This is a genomic window from Kluyvera sp. EC_51, assembly GCF_019584505.1.
Classification (GTDB): domain Bacteria; phylum Pseudomonadota; class Gammaproteobacteria; order Enterobacterales; family Enterobacteriaceae; genus Kluyvera; species Kluyvera sichuanensis.
The window spans coordinates 1-11,431 of record NZ_VDAG01000010.1 but is presented as its reverse complement, the minus strand read 5'-3'; the positions used below and the strand labels follow the sequence as shown (position 1 = coordinate 11,431).

General features: G+C 50.1%; 18 protein-coding genes and 1 pseudogene. 1 reads left to right on the top strand and 18 read right to left on the bottom strand.

Going from position 1 to position 11,431, the window contains the following annotated elements:
- Positions 1-479: 479 nt before the first annotated feature.
- The 16 genes from FHC49_RS03575 to FHC49_RS03500 form a co-directional block, all read right to left on the bottom strand.
- The gene (locus tag FHC49_RS03575) at positions 480-758 is read right to left on the bottom strand and encodes a hypothetical protein (protein ID WP_220438749.1); all 279 of its coding nucleotides are present in this window, start codon (positions 756-758) and stop codon (positions 480-482) included.
- 300 nt (positions 759-1,058) lie between these two features.
- Positions 1,059-1,562 (bottom strand): DUF2514 domain-containing protein, encoded by a 504-nt coding sequence (locus FHC49_RS03570; RefSeq protein WP_220438747.1) that lies wholly within the window; start codon positions 1,560-1,562, stop codon positions 1,059-1,061.
- Positions 1,562-2,086: a lysozyme gene (locus FHC49_RS03565; RefSeq protein ID WP_305067769.1), complete on the bottom strand. Its 525-nt coding sequence runs from the start codon at positions 2,084-2,086 to the stop codon at positions 1,562-1,564. The genes FHC49_RS03570 and FHC49_RS03565 overlap by 1 nt, the downstream gene beginning before the upstream one ends.
- Positions 2,058-2,327: an HP1 family phage holin gene (locus FHC49_RS03560; RefSeq protein WP_220438746.1), complete on the bottom strand. Its 270-nt coding sequence runs from the start codon at positions 2,325-2,327 to the stop codon at positions 2,058-2,060. The genes FHC49_RS03565 and FHC49_RS03560 overlap by 29 nt, the downstream gene beginning before the upstream one ends.
- A gap of 928 nt (positions 2,328-3,255) precedes the next feature.
- Positions 3,256-3,621 carry a hypothetical protein gene (locus FHC49_RS03555; protein WP_220438744.1) on the bottom strand — a complete coding sequence of 122 codons (366 nt, stop codon included), beginning with the start codon at positions 3,619-3,621 and terminating at the stop codon, positions 3,256-3,258.
- A 146-nt stretch (positions 3,622-3,767) separates the two neighbouring features.
- Entirely contained in the window at positions 3,768-4,346 is a 579-nt protein-coding gene (locus FHC49_RS03550; RefSeq protein ID WP_220438742.1) for a DUF1133 family protein, read from the bottom strand.
- Between the two features lie 12 nt (positions 4,347-4,358).
- Entirely contained in the window at positions 4,359-5,348 is a 990-nt protein-coding gene (locus FHC49_RS03545; RefSeq protein WP_220438741.1) for a DUF968 domain-containing protein, read from the bottom strand.
- Positions 5,345-6,001, bottom strand: a complete 657-nt coding sequence (locus tag FHC49_RS03540) for a phage antirepressor KilAC domain-containing protein (RefSeq protein ID WP_370631747.1) — start codon at positions 5,999-6,001, stop codon at positions 5,345-5,347. The genes FHC49_RS03545 and FHC49_RS03540 overlap by 4 nt, the downstream gene beginning before the upstream one ends.
- 81 nt (positions 6,002-6,082) lie before the next feature.
- Complete coding sequence (locus tag FHC49_RS03535; RefSeq protein WP_220438737.1) at positions 6,083-6,469, bottom strand: RusA family crossover junction endodeoxyribonuclease; 387 nt, start codon at positions 6,467-6,469, stop codon at positions 6,083-6,085.
- The gene (locus FHC49_RS03530; protein ID WP_220438735.1) at positions 6,466-6,786 is read right to left on the bottom strand and encodes a LexA family transcriptional regulator; all 321 of its coding nucleotides are present in this window, start codon (positions 6,784-6,786) and stop codon (positions 6,466-6,468) included. The genes FHC49_RS03535 and FHC49_RS03530 overlap by 4 nt, the downstream gene beginning before the upstream one ends.
- Positions 6,783-7,001, bottom strand: a complete 219-nt coding sequence (locus FHC49_RS03525) for a hypothetical protein (RefSeq protein WP_044702978.1) — start codon at positions 6,999-7,001, stop codon at positions 6,783-6,785. Before FHC49_RS03525 ends, FHC49_RS03530 begins: the two co-directional genes overlap by 4 nt.
- Positions 6,998-7,819 carry a Dam family site-specific DNA-(adenine-N6)-methyltransferase gene (locus FHC49_RS03520; RefSeq protein WP_220438733.1) on the bottom strand — a complete coding sequence of 274 codons (822 nt, stop codon included), beginning with the start codon at positions 7,817-7,819 and terminating at the stop codon, positions 6,998-7,000. Before FHC49_RS03520 ends, FHC49_RS03525 begins: the two co-directional genes overlap by 4 nt.
- A gap of 2 nt (positions 7,820-7,821) precedes the next feature.
- Positions 7,822-8,733 carry a conserved phage C-terminal domain-containing protein gene (locus FHC49_RS03515; RefSeq protein ID WP_220438732.1) on the bottom strand — a complete coding sequence of 304 codons (912 nt, stop codon included), beginning with the start codon at positions 8,731-8,733 and terminating at the stop codon, positions 7,822-7,824.
- Complete coding sequence (locus FHC49_RS03510) at positions 8,690-8,902, bottom strand: DUF4222 domain-containing protein (protein WP_220438731.1); 213 nt, start codon at positions 8,900-8,902, stop codon at positions 8,690-8,692. Before FHC49_RS03510 ends, FHC49_RS03515 begins: the two co-directional genes overlap by 44 nt.
- A 163-nt stretch (positions 8,903-9,065) precedes the next feature.
- The gene (locus FHC49_RS03505; protein WP_220438730.1) at positions 9,066-9,620 is read right to left on the bottom strand and encodes a YmfL family putative regulatory protein; all 555 of its coding nucleotides are present in this window, start codon (positions 9,618-9,620) and stop codon (positions 9,066-9,068) included.
- A gap of 28 nt (positions 9,621-9,648) precedes the next feature.
- Positions 9,649-9,891 (bottom strand): YdaS family helix-turn-helix protein, encoded by a 243-nt coding sequence (locus tag FHC49_RS03500; RefSeq protein WP_220438728.1) that lies wholly within the window; start codon positions 9,889-9,891, stop codon positions 9,649-9,651.
- A gap of 136 nt (positions 9,892-10,027) precedes the next feature.
- Here FHC49_RS03500 and FHC49_RS03495 point away from each other — a divergent pair, with 136 nt between their 5' ends.
- Positions 10,028-10,714, top strand: a complete 687-nt coding sequence (locus tag FHC49_RS03495) for a helix-turn-helix transcriptional regulator (protein WP_220438726.1) — start codon at positions 10,028-10,030, stop codon at positions 10,712-10,714.
- On the opposite strand, the pseudogene FHC49_RS03490 reads toward FHC49_RS03495, so the two are convergent.
- Both FHC49_RS03490 and FHC49_RS03485 read right to left on the bottom strand, forming a co-directional pair.
- A pseudogene (locus FHC49_RS03490) lies at positions 10,700-11,323 on the bottom strand (BRCT domain-containing protein); the annotation flags it as partial. The gene FHC49_RS03495 and the pseudogene FHC49_RS03490 sit on opposite strands and share 15 nt — an antisense overlap.
- 9 nt (positions 11,324-11,332) lie before the next feature.
- Positions 11,333-11,431 (bottom strand): IS1 family transposase (locus FHC49_RS03485; RefSeq protein WP_000641146.1); only part of this gene is annotated, 99 nt, incomplete at its 5' end.

Genomic DNA, 11,431 nt, shown 5'->3' with positions numbered 1-11,431 from the left:
CCTCTAATGAGATCAATAACCTGCGCGAATGATGATGATGACCTTAGATCCGAAAAACTAGCCGTTTTCCGCGCGCCAGCCGCCCCGTGGCAGGCCACCCCGCCGGGAGGACCCATCAAATGCGAATGGTTATCACCCGCGCTTGGTGGTTTGCCAGATGACTCCCCCGGGCCTGCAGCTGAGCCTGATACTCTCTTCAATGCTTTTATCCATAATCTTTCGCAGGTCCGACATCGATATCTCTTTCGAATCTGCGGAGACCGCACCCGCCTTTCGTTCGCGGAGTCTTACCCAAAGCATGCAGCCGTTGAGCGTTATCGAGATGACCAGTAGCATAAGAAAGGCTGTCGGGTATGCGTAAAACATAATCGAGAGATTGCACATACGATTGTCCTCTAGTAATTAATTATCGCAGGCACTCAGTGAATGCCTGCTGTAATGCAATGTGGTAATGGCAATAAAAAACCGCCCGGAGGCGGTTACAGTGTTTTGTATGGTCTCGGCTTGGGATCGCCATGCCTGATGTGGGACTTAATCACATCGTCGCTTGGCCTATCGCCATTTACTCCAATCAGATAAACCTTTCCATCCACCAGGAACTCAAAAACCTGATACTCAACATCGGGCATGACCGCCCTGCCGCCAAGTATTTCGCGAGCCTTAACCTGGCAGTCTGGAACCTTTATCACTTTGTTAATTTCTTCGGTAGGCCAAATCACGCCAGACCGCCCAGCCCCAAACAAAATTATTGTCAGCATATTAACCCCCTTTCATCGGAACGGACTAATTATACCAACAAAAAAATAACCATTACAAATCAGTGCATTATGTCAACCACAATTAAAATTGTGATATCCATCACCATTATCGAAGCCCCTCAATGAAGAGCTTCTGTAATGATTAGGTTCTTATCTCAACGCAGCCCTTTACCGCGCGCCGGATGCTCAGAACAGAGCATCAGCGATGAGATATTAAGGTAGACCGAAGGCCAGCGGCATTCCTCATGTTGCCGACAGAGCCATATCGACAAGAGGATGAAAACTAGCAGCATGGGTCACCTATTGGTTGTTCGTTGCTCTCACAGATTCGTAAATCCGCTCACACGTCATTCCTGCTCGGTAGCTTTCGTCAGATCGTCCAGCATAATATCGAGCTTCTTCTGCAAGACTTCCGAGCATGTCGGCGAGCATTGCGGCATCAGCTCCGGCTGTTTTGCTTCTGACGGCAGCGGTAAGATCTGCGGTGTGCTTTGCGGCGTCCAGGCGGGTAGCGAGCTTTCTGGCTTGCTGTTGCAGCTGGCTAACAGTGGTAGCCAGGCCAGCAGAAGTAACGGCAGCGCTCGCTGCTTTAGCTTGAGCATCTTTAACAGCCTCATCACGGGCTACAGTTCGCCCTTGTTCAATCCATCGCGCGGCGGTCTGCGCATTCGCTTCCTGTGAAGATTCCGCGCTATCCCGGTTAGCCCACTTTGTTTTCCAGCTGCGGTTCGTCCACTCACTGCCAGCGAGAAATGCGCAAGCCACCAGCAACATAGAGACAATAAGCTGAGTTCGCAGGCTCATCAGAACACCCCTAGACTTTGTGGCTTCTGACCCCACAGGCAAACTTCGCGCTCAATCTCTCTACGGGTAATTAGCCCTTTCCATTGCTTGCCGCCTGCATAAGTCCAGCGCCGCAACTGCTCGCATGCGCCTTTAATGTCACCCTGATTGATTGTTCTCAGCAGCGTGGAGGTTTTGAAGTTACCGGCCCCGACGTTGTAAACGAACGAATAAAGCGCACCGCGTGTGGTTTCTGGGATTGGAACCTTAATGTAGGGGTTAATCTGACGCGCTACGGCGGCAAGGTCTTTGTTGAGCAATGCCCTACACTCCCCTTCCGTGTAGGTTTTCCCGAGCATAATGTCGCTGCCGGTGTGGCCGTAACACACCGTCCATTTGTCGATCACATCCTGATACGGCTCATATCGAACACCTTCAAGACCATCGTTTCCGGTAGGTCCGGTGATTAACGCGGAAGCGATAGCGATAGCGCCAAGCGGCACCGCCGCAATAACGCTATTCCTCAACTTTGGAGACATAGCCATTACGTCGGTCCTCCCGTTCTTTCCAGCGGAAATACCAGTTCACGCCGCAGGTGATAACGGTGCATGCGATACCGACAATAATTGCCCAGTCACTTAAACCGAGTCCTGCCACTTTGTCGGCCAGCATCCACGATACCTCTTTAGTTATTTCGGCATGGGCCTTTGCAGAGACACCGCAGCCAGTCAACGCGGTTCCCGTCCCATATGAAAGTCTGCTGTAAATTGTGCTCATTCGGGTCATAGCCTCACCTCCGGATAATTCGGATGGCGCTGTGTGCTTGTAAAGGATTCAGGCTCTCGGGCTGATATAACAACAACACACGCCGAGGATTTGTTCCCGAAGCCTGAAAAAGAAAAAGGCCACGCAGAAGCGCAGCCCTTATGGATGTGGATTATTTACAAATATCTAATAAATTAATATCATTTGATAGACCGGAAGTCGTAAGACTGGCTCGGTGTCCATTTATCAAATAATTCTGATAACCCGCACTCTGATGCGGTTTTTTTTTCACTAAAAAACCGAAACGAGGCTTTGTGAATAAGATGCAGTGCCGGGTGCCTCCCGGTGAGTCAGCCAGTCGAACTGCCTCGCGCGAGCATTTGAACATTATCAGTTTTGACTGAGCGCCCCGCCGCACAGGGGGATTCACTGCATCAATAACGTAAAACATTTTCATAAATCGCGTCAATGTATTGTGGTGGCGAGCGCCCATCTCTCGCTTAACTCCAATCGGGACTTACGTGCCGCTGAGTTGTTGGCCGGGTGTTAGCCGATATTTTCTTTCACCGCAATGGACAGGGCGCTGCCTGCCGGGGTGGTGTGTACCCGGTCTTATGGGCGGCTTTCGCCTCAACACCCTGTCCGTTGCAATGAATTTTCCACTACCCGGAGTGGCCACGCTCATGCCCTTGAGGTGCTGTCGCGCTATCGCCGCTGATAACCGGTGCGCGTCTGGCGTTCGCGCTGCTCTACCGGAACTTGTTTTGATATATGAACCTTAACCCATCGCTACACAGGCTCGCTCAATGGCGACTCAGGGCAGCATCATGACTGCTGCTTTGCCTTTCGTCTGCGGTCTATCCGTTTACTGATGCATTTTCTTACCCTCCAGAAACAGAAAAGGCCACCGCTGGGTGACCTTTTCGAAATTTTTTAGGCTAATTAAAAATCACCATTCAAGGCTTTCTTTTGACGCTTTCAGGTTTTCTTTATACATCATGTTAATTGTTACGTAGTTACACATGTCCAATCCCGAGCGACAATAATCTTTGATTACCTTATTCATAATTTTTTTGTCTTTCGCTTGAGTTGCCTCTTTGAATGAGTCCAGATTTTCTCTCTCCATCATGCGGAGGGTCGTATCCTGACACATGTCCAATTGACTTTCGCAGTAATCTTTGTGAACCCTCTCTTTGATGTATTCAATTACTTCGCTTTTTTGAGCCTCAGAACCATCAAATTCCATAGGGTTTATAAATTTTGCAAAAGTTACAACGGGGAAGCAACACAACGCTGCCAAAAGAATCTTACGCACATTAATCCCTTACACGTGATTTTTATCATGCTTTAATTTATCACTTACAGCAAAGAAGGGAATTGGTTTCAATAAAAAACCCGCTCGATGGCGGGTTCTTAATGTTTGTTGCTCAGTTCGGTTTAACGTCCCGAGCTTAACACAATTTAAGCACTTTCTGCGCAATCATTCAAGTAAAACCTGTCGCCATTTGTGTCGAATGCATCACACATTGGTCTGTATAGCGTCGATTCCGCAATACTTAGCCAAACATCAATACGGCTCTCGCACGTTCTCAAACACCATTCTGGGTGCTTTTCATTAAGCGCTCTTGCCATGGCTTTCTTACTCATGCGATAGACATACCGATCTTTAATCAGATCATACAGCCGCTTGTTATCAGTGCGCAAAAACTCAGCGCTAAGCACAGAGTCAATTTTAAGCGCCTCTTCATCGGTGCAGAACGCCAGGCCGCTTTTGTTTTTACCGTCGAGGATCTCTTTGAAGAACGCTTCCAGTTCAGGCTTGCTGATACCCGCTTTCTTCATACGTCGCAGCGCTTCGTTGATTGCTGTCTTGGTGATTTTCCCGGATGCCAGCAGCTGGTTAAACATGTTCCCGCCAGAACCACCGCCGATATACGACCAGCGGCCCCACATGCGGAGCTTTCCCTGAATCCAGATGCTTTCGAGAGTTCTGAGGCGAACCATTTCGCCTGCTTTGCCAACTTCAGAAGGATTAATCATTATGCGTCTCCACTACGCCAGTACACCGATTGCCAGCGCAAGATCTAAAAACCGAAACAACAGCACCAGTTGGTCACCGTATTTCGCTTCAAATGCCACAGGGCTGGCATGCAACTCGTCGTGATGCTCTCTGCACAGAGGAATCACAAACAGGTCGTGTGCCTTGGTACCCATTCCACCTTGCCCGTGGCCTATCAGATGGTGGGGGTCGTCTGCCGGGTTGTTACAGCATATGCATTGCTGCGACTTCACCCAGCGGGTGTATTTCTCGTTTTCCCAGCGTCGGCGCTTTGGCTTCAACATCAGGGATTCTGGTGTTTCCGGGTCAATCTTTAACGCGACAACCTTTTTGGCTTTCTCCTGTACCAGCTGCGTGGCCGCTATTGCCGGAACAATCTCACTCTCGCGCATGACTGACTGGTGTTTCTCCTGGGGCAAGCGCAAAACCTTTCTCGCGATACCTTCAGGAATAACGTCTGCAACGTCTTTAGTGACAAGCCACCAGCAGAACTCTGGCAGGGTCAGTTCGTGTTCTGGTGGAAATGCCAGTTCACGACAGGCGATCGATAAAATCCAGGATACCAGGTTTGCACGTGCGATGCCTGCCTGACGTTCTGTTGTTTGCTCTCGCTGGTGGTTATCGCAATGCCAGCACAAACGGATTGAGCCAGGGTCACGACGAAGGGTTGTGAAGTTGTTGCTGTGGTAGTCGCTCAGTTCCCACTGACAAACAAGCTGTTGCTCCAGCCAGTAATCAAGTCCGGAGAGTCCGCCAGCAGCGCTGATGACCTTCTCATTCTCGAATACGCTGCTCATTAGCGGGTCTGCGGCTAATGGCTGTGATGCCGGTGGTATTGCTCCGGTGGCGTAGTTGTCGTATCCCTGTGGTTCGGACTCAATCAGTACACGACCTCTGGCAAAGAGCCCCATCAGCTCCGCGCCAGGACGAAAAAGAATAATCCCCATGCGTGGGGCTATCTCGGGTGTTAACAGTGCTCTCACGCCGTGTGCCCCTTAGCGATATGTTCAGCCCATAGGCCGCCGATCCACTTAATTCCCTTAGCCGTAAAGCGTGCCTGGCTGAAAGCATAGTTTGAGGCGCTCGTTGTACCGGTCTTCACTTCGAACCGCCCTGCTTCGATGTGCTGATGGTACGGCGTGAGTACATTGCTCAGGCGGTACATGATGTGGTGATCCAGCAGAAACAGCCGGAACTCTGGCTCTTTAGCATTCAGGAGCTTTGCAACCTGTCGGAACGTCATTGAGCCGGTGGCAGTAACGTAGCGATCAACGAATTCAGCTTTCGGCGCTGCAACTGCCAGTTCATCCTTCAGCTGTTGCTTCTGCTCTTCCAGTTCAGCAGCCAGGCGTAACGCCTCAGAAAAAGACTGAGGTACCTTTGGTTGAGTTACCTGCTCCAGCTCCTGCCAGCGGTCGACAAGACGCGCGGTGAACTCAGGGCACAACTGAGCGACTATCACATAGCTGTCACGCTTATTCACTTCATAGTGATGGTAGTTCTGCCCGTTCTGGGGATGGGTGTACTGCATTGCAGCATACCCCCCAATGACGCCGCTACTCATCAGTCGTTCGATGGTCACACACACATTGCTATGCCGGGAATCCACCAGCGCGGCAATCTCACGACTGGACATTGTTATATGCTCCCCTGGCATCGCAATATGATGCGTCGGGCAATTCACTGTAATGTTCATCTGGTTCATGCTCTTCTCCACTTAGGCGGCTGCACCCGCCGGTTGATATCTGTTGATCGTTATCTCAACCTTCCCCTTCGGTACCACTGGCCCCCACTCCACCAGCATCCGTTTAACCTGACTGTCGTCCTCCCAAACGCCTGCATGCGTCAGCACGTCGAACAGCGCTTTGTTGTAGTTGTCGATATCCCGGCGGCGTTGGTCTGGTGGGTACAGAGTTATTTCCACCGCAGCTTGCTCTGACGATGGCTTGGGTAACTTGCGTAGCTGTTCGATAATGGCTGCACAAGCAGCGCTCTGGAATTCACGGCCTTTCTGGCTGATCAGATGGCGTCCCTTCAACGGGCCGCTGTTTGGGGCGCGCCAGTATGTGTTAACGCTTGGCGGGAACGGCAGAACGAGTTTCATAATGCGGACTCCTTTGCTTCCAGCCATTCAATAGCCTTATCACGAGCACCATCATTTCCATCCAACAGCGCGCGAACGATAGAGACAGCATCAGGGCCCTCATTCTCCCCCAGTATCGTTATCCCGCGGGCTACTCCGGGTGCTACCGTGATATAGCCTTTTCGCTTTAGCGCGTTCACGTGGTCTGCCGCGGCATTTGGTGAGGAACAACCAATAAGCCCAGCCAGTTCAAACATTGTCGGAGGGAAGCCAACGCGGGCCTTGTAATCCCGGATTGCATTGAAAACATCCCTCTGACGCGGCGTTAACTCGTTCATAGTTCCTCTCCGAAACGGCCATTCATGCGACCGATAACACTGTTGAATTCAATGAGGCTTACCCCAAGCGGCGCGACCTGCTGATGATGTTTGCGCAGAATCGGCGGGCAGACTTTGTTCCATGCTGGTTTGGGTTTAACCCGCATCGCTGCTCGTAACTCTTCAGCACAACGGCGTGCTGCTGCGCGAACTGCGTTCTCATGCTCTGGTTTCACTCGACCACCTCCAGAACGGCAACCAAATCCTTAGCAACTTCGCGAGTGCTGCCTTTGCAGGAAATCGACCTCCGAGCAGGGATGGTGTGAAGTTTGAAACCATGTTGTTCGTATAGCTCTACGATGCGAGGGGCTATAGAGTTTGAGATAACGATGCTTGCGCCACGTTTATGGGCCGCGACACAGCACTCCACCAGCTCAATCTGGTTATCCCAGGTGAAGCCACCAGCGGAGTACGCAGTAAAGCCGCTGGTACCAGGCAGGGGTTCGTAAGGCGGATCGCAGTACACCACATCACCCTTCCCGGCCAAGCCAATCGTCCGGCGGAAACCGGCGGTCATGAACACGCAGTTGTGCGCCATACCTACAAAGTCTTTGAGTTCCTTCTCCGGGAAGTACGGCGCTTTGTACTTGCCCCAGCCCACATTGAACTGGTGAGACAGGTTGTAGCGCATCAGGCCGTTGAAGCAGTGGCGGTTCAGGTACAGGAACGCGGCAGCACGTTCGGCGGCATCCATGGTCTGGCCGTTAAACTCCTGGCGGATTAGCTCGTAGTTTTCCGGCGTTCCCATCCGCTCAAACATCCAGCGTGCGCTGCTCTCGACCGTGTCCGGAACGACGACCAGCATCTGGTACAGGTTAATCAGGTCAGGATTCACATCAGCCAGCAGGAAATTGGCGTGTTTATCGCTGTTGAGAAACACTGACCCACCGCCGACGAACGGCTCTATCAGGCGCAGGCCACTCGGGATGTGCTGGAACAGGTCACTCAGCTGGGTAAACTTACCACCCGCCCACTTCAGGAATGGTTTGCTCATGATTACCCCCTGAATCCATCAGGAATGCGGGTATCACATTCGTATTTGGATTTGAAGCCTGCGGCTTCGCGTTCCCACTTCCCGTTCATCCAGGATGGGCGTCCAGCTGAATCCCATTTCTTGGCCTTCTCGAAATACTCAACGCAGTTCTCAGGGGCAAAGAGCGTCTTCGGACGCAGGTAATCCGACATCTTGGGGTCGTTTGCCCATTTCTCGTTCAGGTAATCAACCACCAGCATCAGGTCTTCAGGGCTGTAGTCTTCTGCCAGGCGTCCACGGATATAACCAAGAGTGGATTTTGTTCTGCCACCCTTCCCGTAGCTTGAGTTCGTTACCCGATTGAAATGATCCAGAACCAGAGATTCAGCGTCAGCATGGTCTGGTTGCGGCGCAACCGGACAAGAGTCTTTACCTGTAATCTCTGTAGTACTCTCTGTTGTATTCTCTGTAGGATCATCAGTGCAATTTGACCTGATGACAGCGGTTCGTTTTGACCTGATGGAGTGTTTCACTTTGACCCCTTCCATCGTGTCATTTTGACCTGATGGAGAAGTGCATTTTGACCTCTTCGATTCGCTCACTTTGACATCATCTAAAAGTGGGCTCTCATAGTTGATCGTGTAGTAGTTCGTCATGTCGCGCTGAGACTTGTTCAGTTGCTCAATTTTGAGCACGCCAAGCGCCTTCAGGCGGGTGAAGGTGCGCTTCAGGGTTGATTCAGACCAGAACGGGAACTGCTCAAGCCACTGTTCGGTGGTGTTGTAGATCCAACGTTCGCCGCCGCGCTCAAGCCCCGAGGTGGTTTCTTTCAGCCAGTAGTTCACCTGCTGCAACGCAATGGCCTCATTCAGGCCAATGCTGTATGCAAGGTCAGGGTTTATCACTATTGGCCGGGATGGCATTAACAGGCTCATGGCAGTCCTTTAGCTCTGTAAATTTACGCTGGAATTGTTCAAGAGGGCTGAAGCACTCATGATCGTACCCTTCGCGAAGGTATATAACGCGCTGTGTATCTGGCTCCCAACGGACGACTCTGACGGGAACTCCATAGTGATCTCTGAACCACCGGTTAAGCTCTCGCATAGCGCTCTCCCTTTACGACTCCAGATACCCACAATCGCCATGGCCCTGCTGTGGTTACATGGAACCCAGCGACCTGATACCATGCGCTCATACCGAAACAACGAGGTTCCATGCACGGGAATTCCCCGTAGTTGCGGAAGACGTTTGTTTACCGTTACACTGTTCATGCGTTAGTTTCTCCACTGATACGACACGCCAAGGGGCCCGGAGCTGCACACTCGCGGGCCTCACTCTTTTCAGCGACACAAAAAACTCGGTAAAGCAGCGTGACGTGCTCCTGAAATTTAGCGATCACCTGATAGCTGTTCTCCTCAATCTGGGCGCGCTCTTCTGCGTCAATCACCCCATCAGCAGTGGCTTTACGCACAAAGTTTGAATGGCGGCCGATCCACTCGATAGACTCCATCAGCCGCTGGTTAATGTCGGCGTTATCCACTTCATCAACGTCAGCCAGCGGCACGAATACGCCCTGAGAATGACGCGCAACTGCATCAGCGATATGGTTTGAGCCACCAGCACGCTGTAGCACCATCGCCCAACCCAATGGGAAGATCTGATCCCCTTCGGTGCGCAGGCGGTTAAACAATGAGTTTTCAGTCGTTCCCAGCCATTCCGCTGCCTCGTCATATCCGCCCGGCAGGTCGGTAATCGTTTTTTTAATCGCGGCCACCAGCCAGGCTGGCTGACGTTCAACTTTCCACATTGGTTCATTACCCACGGTTAACCCCTTGTGTCTGTGGTAATAATTAAGCTGCTGAATCTTTAGACTTATGAAAAATGTCAGGACGTAATCTTTCTTTTGAAACGCCGGTGGTCTTTTCTATCAGCGCAGAAAGTTTTGCTGGGGGTCTTTTTTCTCTGTTAAGCCAGTTCCAGACTTGTTGTTGCTTTACCAACCGCCCAGAATCAACGGTAAGCTTGCGCGCCAGCTCTGATTGTCCGCCGGCCAGAGCGATTGCCTCTGAGAGAGCTAACTGCTCGGGAGTCATATTTGTTCTCCTGTGTCAAAAGTAAAAGTTGTCGTCGGTATGAATTATACAACTTTAACAACTTTTATCACAACTTTTAGATGTTGGAAAGCTAAAACATAAAGTTGTAATCTCGCCATAAACAAGGGGGGAAGTTGTGAACACACTGGCGGAAAGATTGAAAATTGCGAGAGAAAAGGCAGGATTAAGCCAGGCACAACTGGCTGAGGCTATAGGGTTGTCGCAACAATCTGTCGCAAAGATCGAGAATGGAGAGACGCTGCAACCTCGGAAGATAAAAGAAATCGCTAAGGCACTAGATGTAAGTCAAAAGTGGTTGCAGCTCGGTATTGAGGAAAACGCTTCGTTTTCTGATTATGTCGTTGAGGAAGCAGAAGGCTCCCGTTTAGACCCTGAGATTTTTGCTGATATACCAATACTGGATATTGAACTATCCGCAGGAAACGGCTGTGAAGCCGAAGTAATAGAGTCTGTAATTGATTGGTTCCCACTTCGAAGAATCGATTTAAGAAAGGCTGGTGTCAGCGCAACAAATGCTAGAATTGTAAAAATTTGGGGTAACAGTCTATTGCCGGTTCTCAACAACGGCGATCATGTTGCTGTTGATACTTCTCAAACAAACCCTATTCGAGATGGCGACTTATATGCTGTTAGGGATGGTGTTTTACTTAGGGTTAAAGTGCTAATCAGTCAGCCAGACGGAGGGCTAATTATAAGAAGCTTCAATAAAGATGAGTACCCTGATGAAATACTCACCTTCAATGAACGCCGTGCACGAATACACGTTATTGGTCGAGTGTTCTGGTCGTCACGTACGTGGTAGCACATCAAAGAGCATCTCTTCCGAGATAATCTTTAGTTTTGCACCATTATCATCACGATAGCTAACAGCTTTCTCTATCTTTTTCCCATGACTGGAAAATTTCCAGTCTCGGGATGATAGTGTGCCAATAACAAGGAAGTCCAGTTTTTGGGTGATTCCATTACTGATTTGCCCGCCTGCAGTTTTTATCAACCCTTCCACCATTGCACGCTTGCCAGCTACAAAGGTACCAGTTAAACAGTAATTTTTTCCTTCAATGTCAATGCTAGCACCATGATCAATAGGCAATCTAGTTGCTAATCCATCAACAACGCCGCTATCCAAATCACACCCGGTGAAGTCAACAAGTGCCTTATGGAGAATGTCACTTTCTTCTTTAGTAATTATCCCGTCGTCAAGAATATCTTTTACAAGAATGTATAGTTCTTTTCCTGGATAGTTATTTTTGAGGGCTCCATTTTGAGTTAGCCACCAATCAAGATATCTGATTTCATCTTCTGTTAATGACCTATCAGAGATTAACCCCTTGCATAATCCACTGAGAAGATGAAGGTCCATTTCAGACGAATAAAAATCAATGTCAGGAATGTCTAATATTTCTCTGGTAATGACTCCAACTTATTGATAGTGTTTTATGTTCAGATAATGCCCGATGACTTTGTCATGCAGCTCCACCGATTTTGAGAACGACAGCGACTTCCGTCCCAGCCGTGCCAG

What these genes read in the sequence shown, in the direction of transcription:
- FHC49_RS03500 (WP_220438728.1), bottom strand. Translation starts at nt 9,891, where the DNA reads ATGACTCCCGAGCAGTTAGCTCTCTCAGAGGCAATCGCTCTGGCCGGC.
- FHC49_RS03530 (WP_220438735.1), bottom strand. Translation starts at nt 6,786, where the DNA reads ATGAACGAGTTAACGCCGCGTCAGAGGGATGTTTTCAATGCAATCCGG.
- FHC49_RS03565 (WP_305067769.1), bottom strand. Translation starts at nt 2,086, where the DNA reads ATGGCTATGTCTCCAAAGTTGAGGAATAGCGTTATTGCGGCGGTGCCG.
- FHC49_RS03520 (WP_220438733.1), bottom strand. Translation starts at nt 7,819, where the DNA reads ATGAGCAAACCATTCCTGAAGTGGGCGGGTGGTAAGTTTACCCAGCTG.
- FHC49_RS03515 (WP_220438732.1), bottom strand. Translation starts at nt 8,733, where the DNA reads ATGAGCCTGTTAATGCCATCCCGGCCAATAGTGATAAACCCTGACCTT.
- FHC49_RS03570 (WP_220438747.1), bottom strand. Translation starts at nt 1,562, where the DNA reads ATGAGCCTGCGAACTCAGCTTATTGTCTCTATGTTGCTGGTGGCTTGC.
- FHC49_RS03535 (WP_220438737.1), bottom strand. Translation starts at nt 6,469, where the DNA reads ATGAAACTCGTTCTGCCGTTCCCGCCAAGCGTTAACACATACTGGCGC.
- FHC49_RS03560 (WP_220438746.1), bottom strand. Translation starts at nt 2,327, where the DNA reads ATGACCCGAATGAGCACAATTTACAGCAGACTTTCATATGGGACGGGA.
- FHC49_RS03575 (WP_220438749.1), bottom strand. Translation starts at nt 758, where the DNA reads ATGCTGACAATAATTTTGTTTGGGGCTGGGCGGTCTGGCGTGATTTGG.
- FHC49_RS03550 (WP_220438742.1), bottom strand. Translation starts at nt 4,346, where the DNA reads ATGATTAATCCTTCTGAAGTTGGCAAAGCAGGCGAAATGGTTCGCCTC.
- FHC49_RS03510 (WP_220438731.1), bottom strand. Translation starts at nt 8,902, where the DNA reads ATGCGAGAGCTTAACCGGTGGTTCAGAGATCACTATGGAGTTCCCGTC.
- FHC49_RS03540 (WP_370631747.1), bottom strand. Translation starts at nt 6,001, where the DNA reads ATGTCCAGTCGTGAGATTGCCGCGCTGGTGGATTCCCGGCATAGCAAT.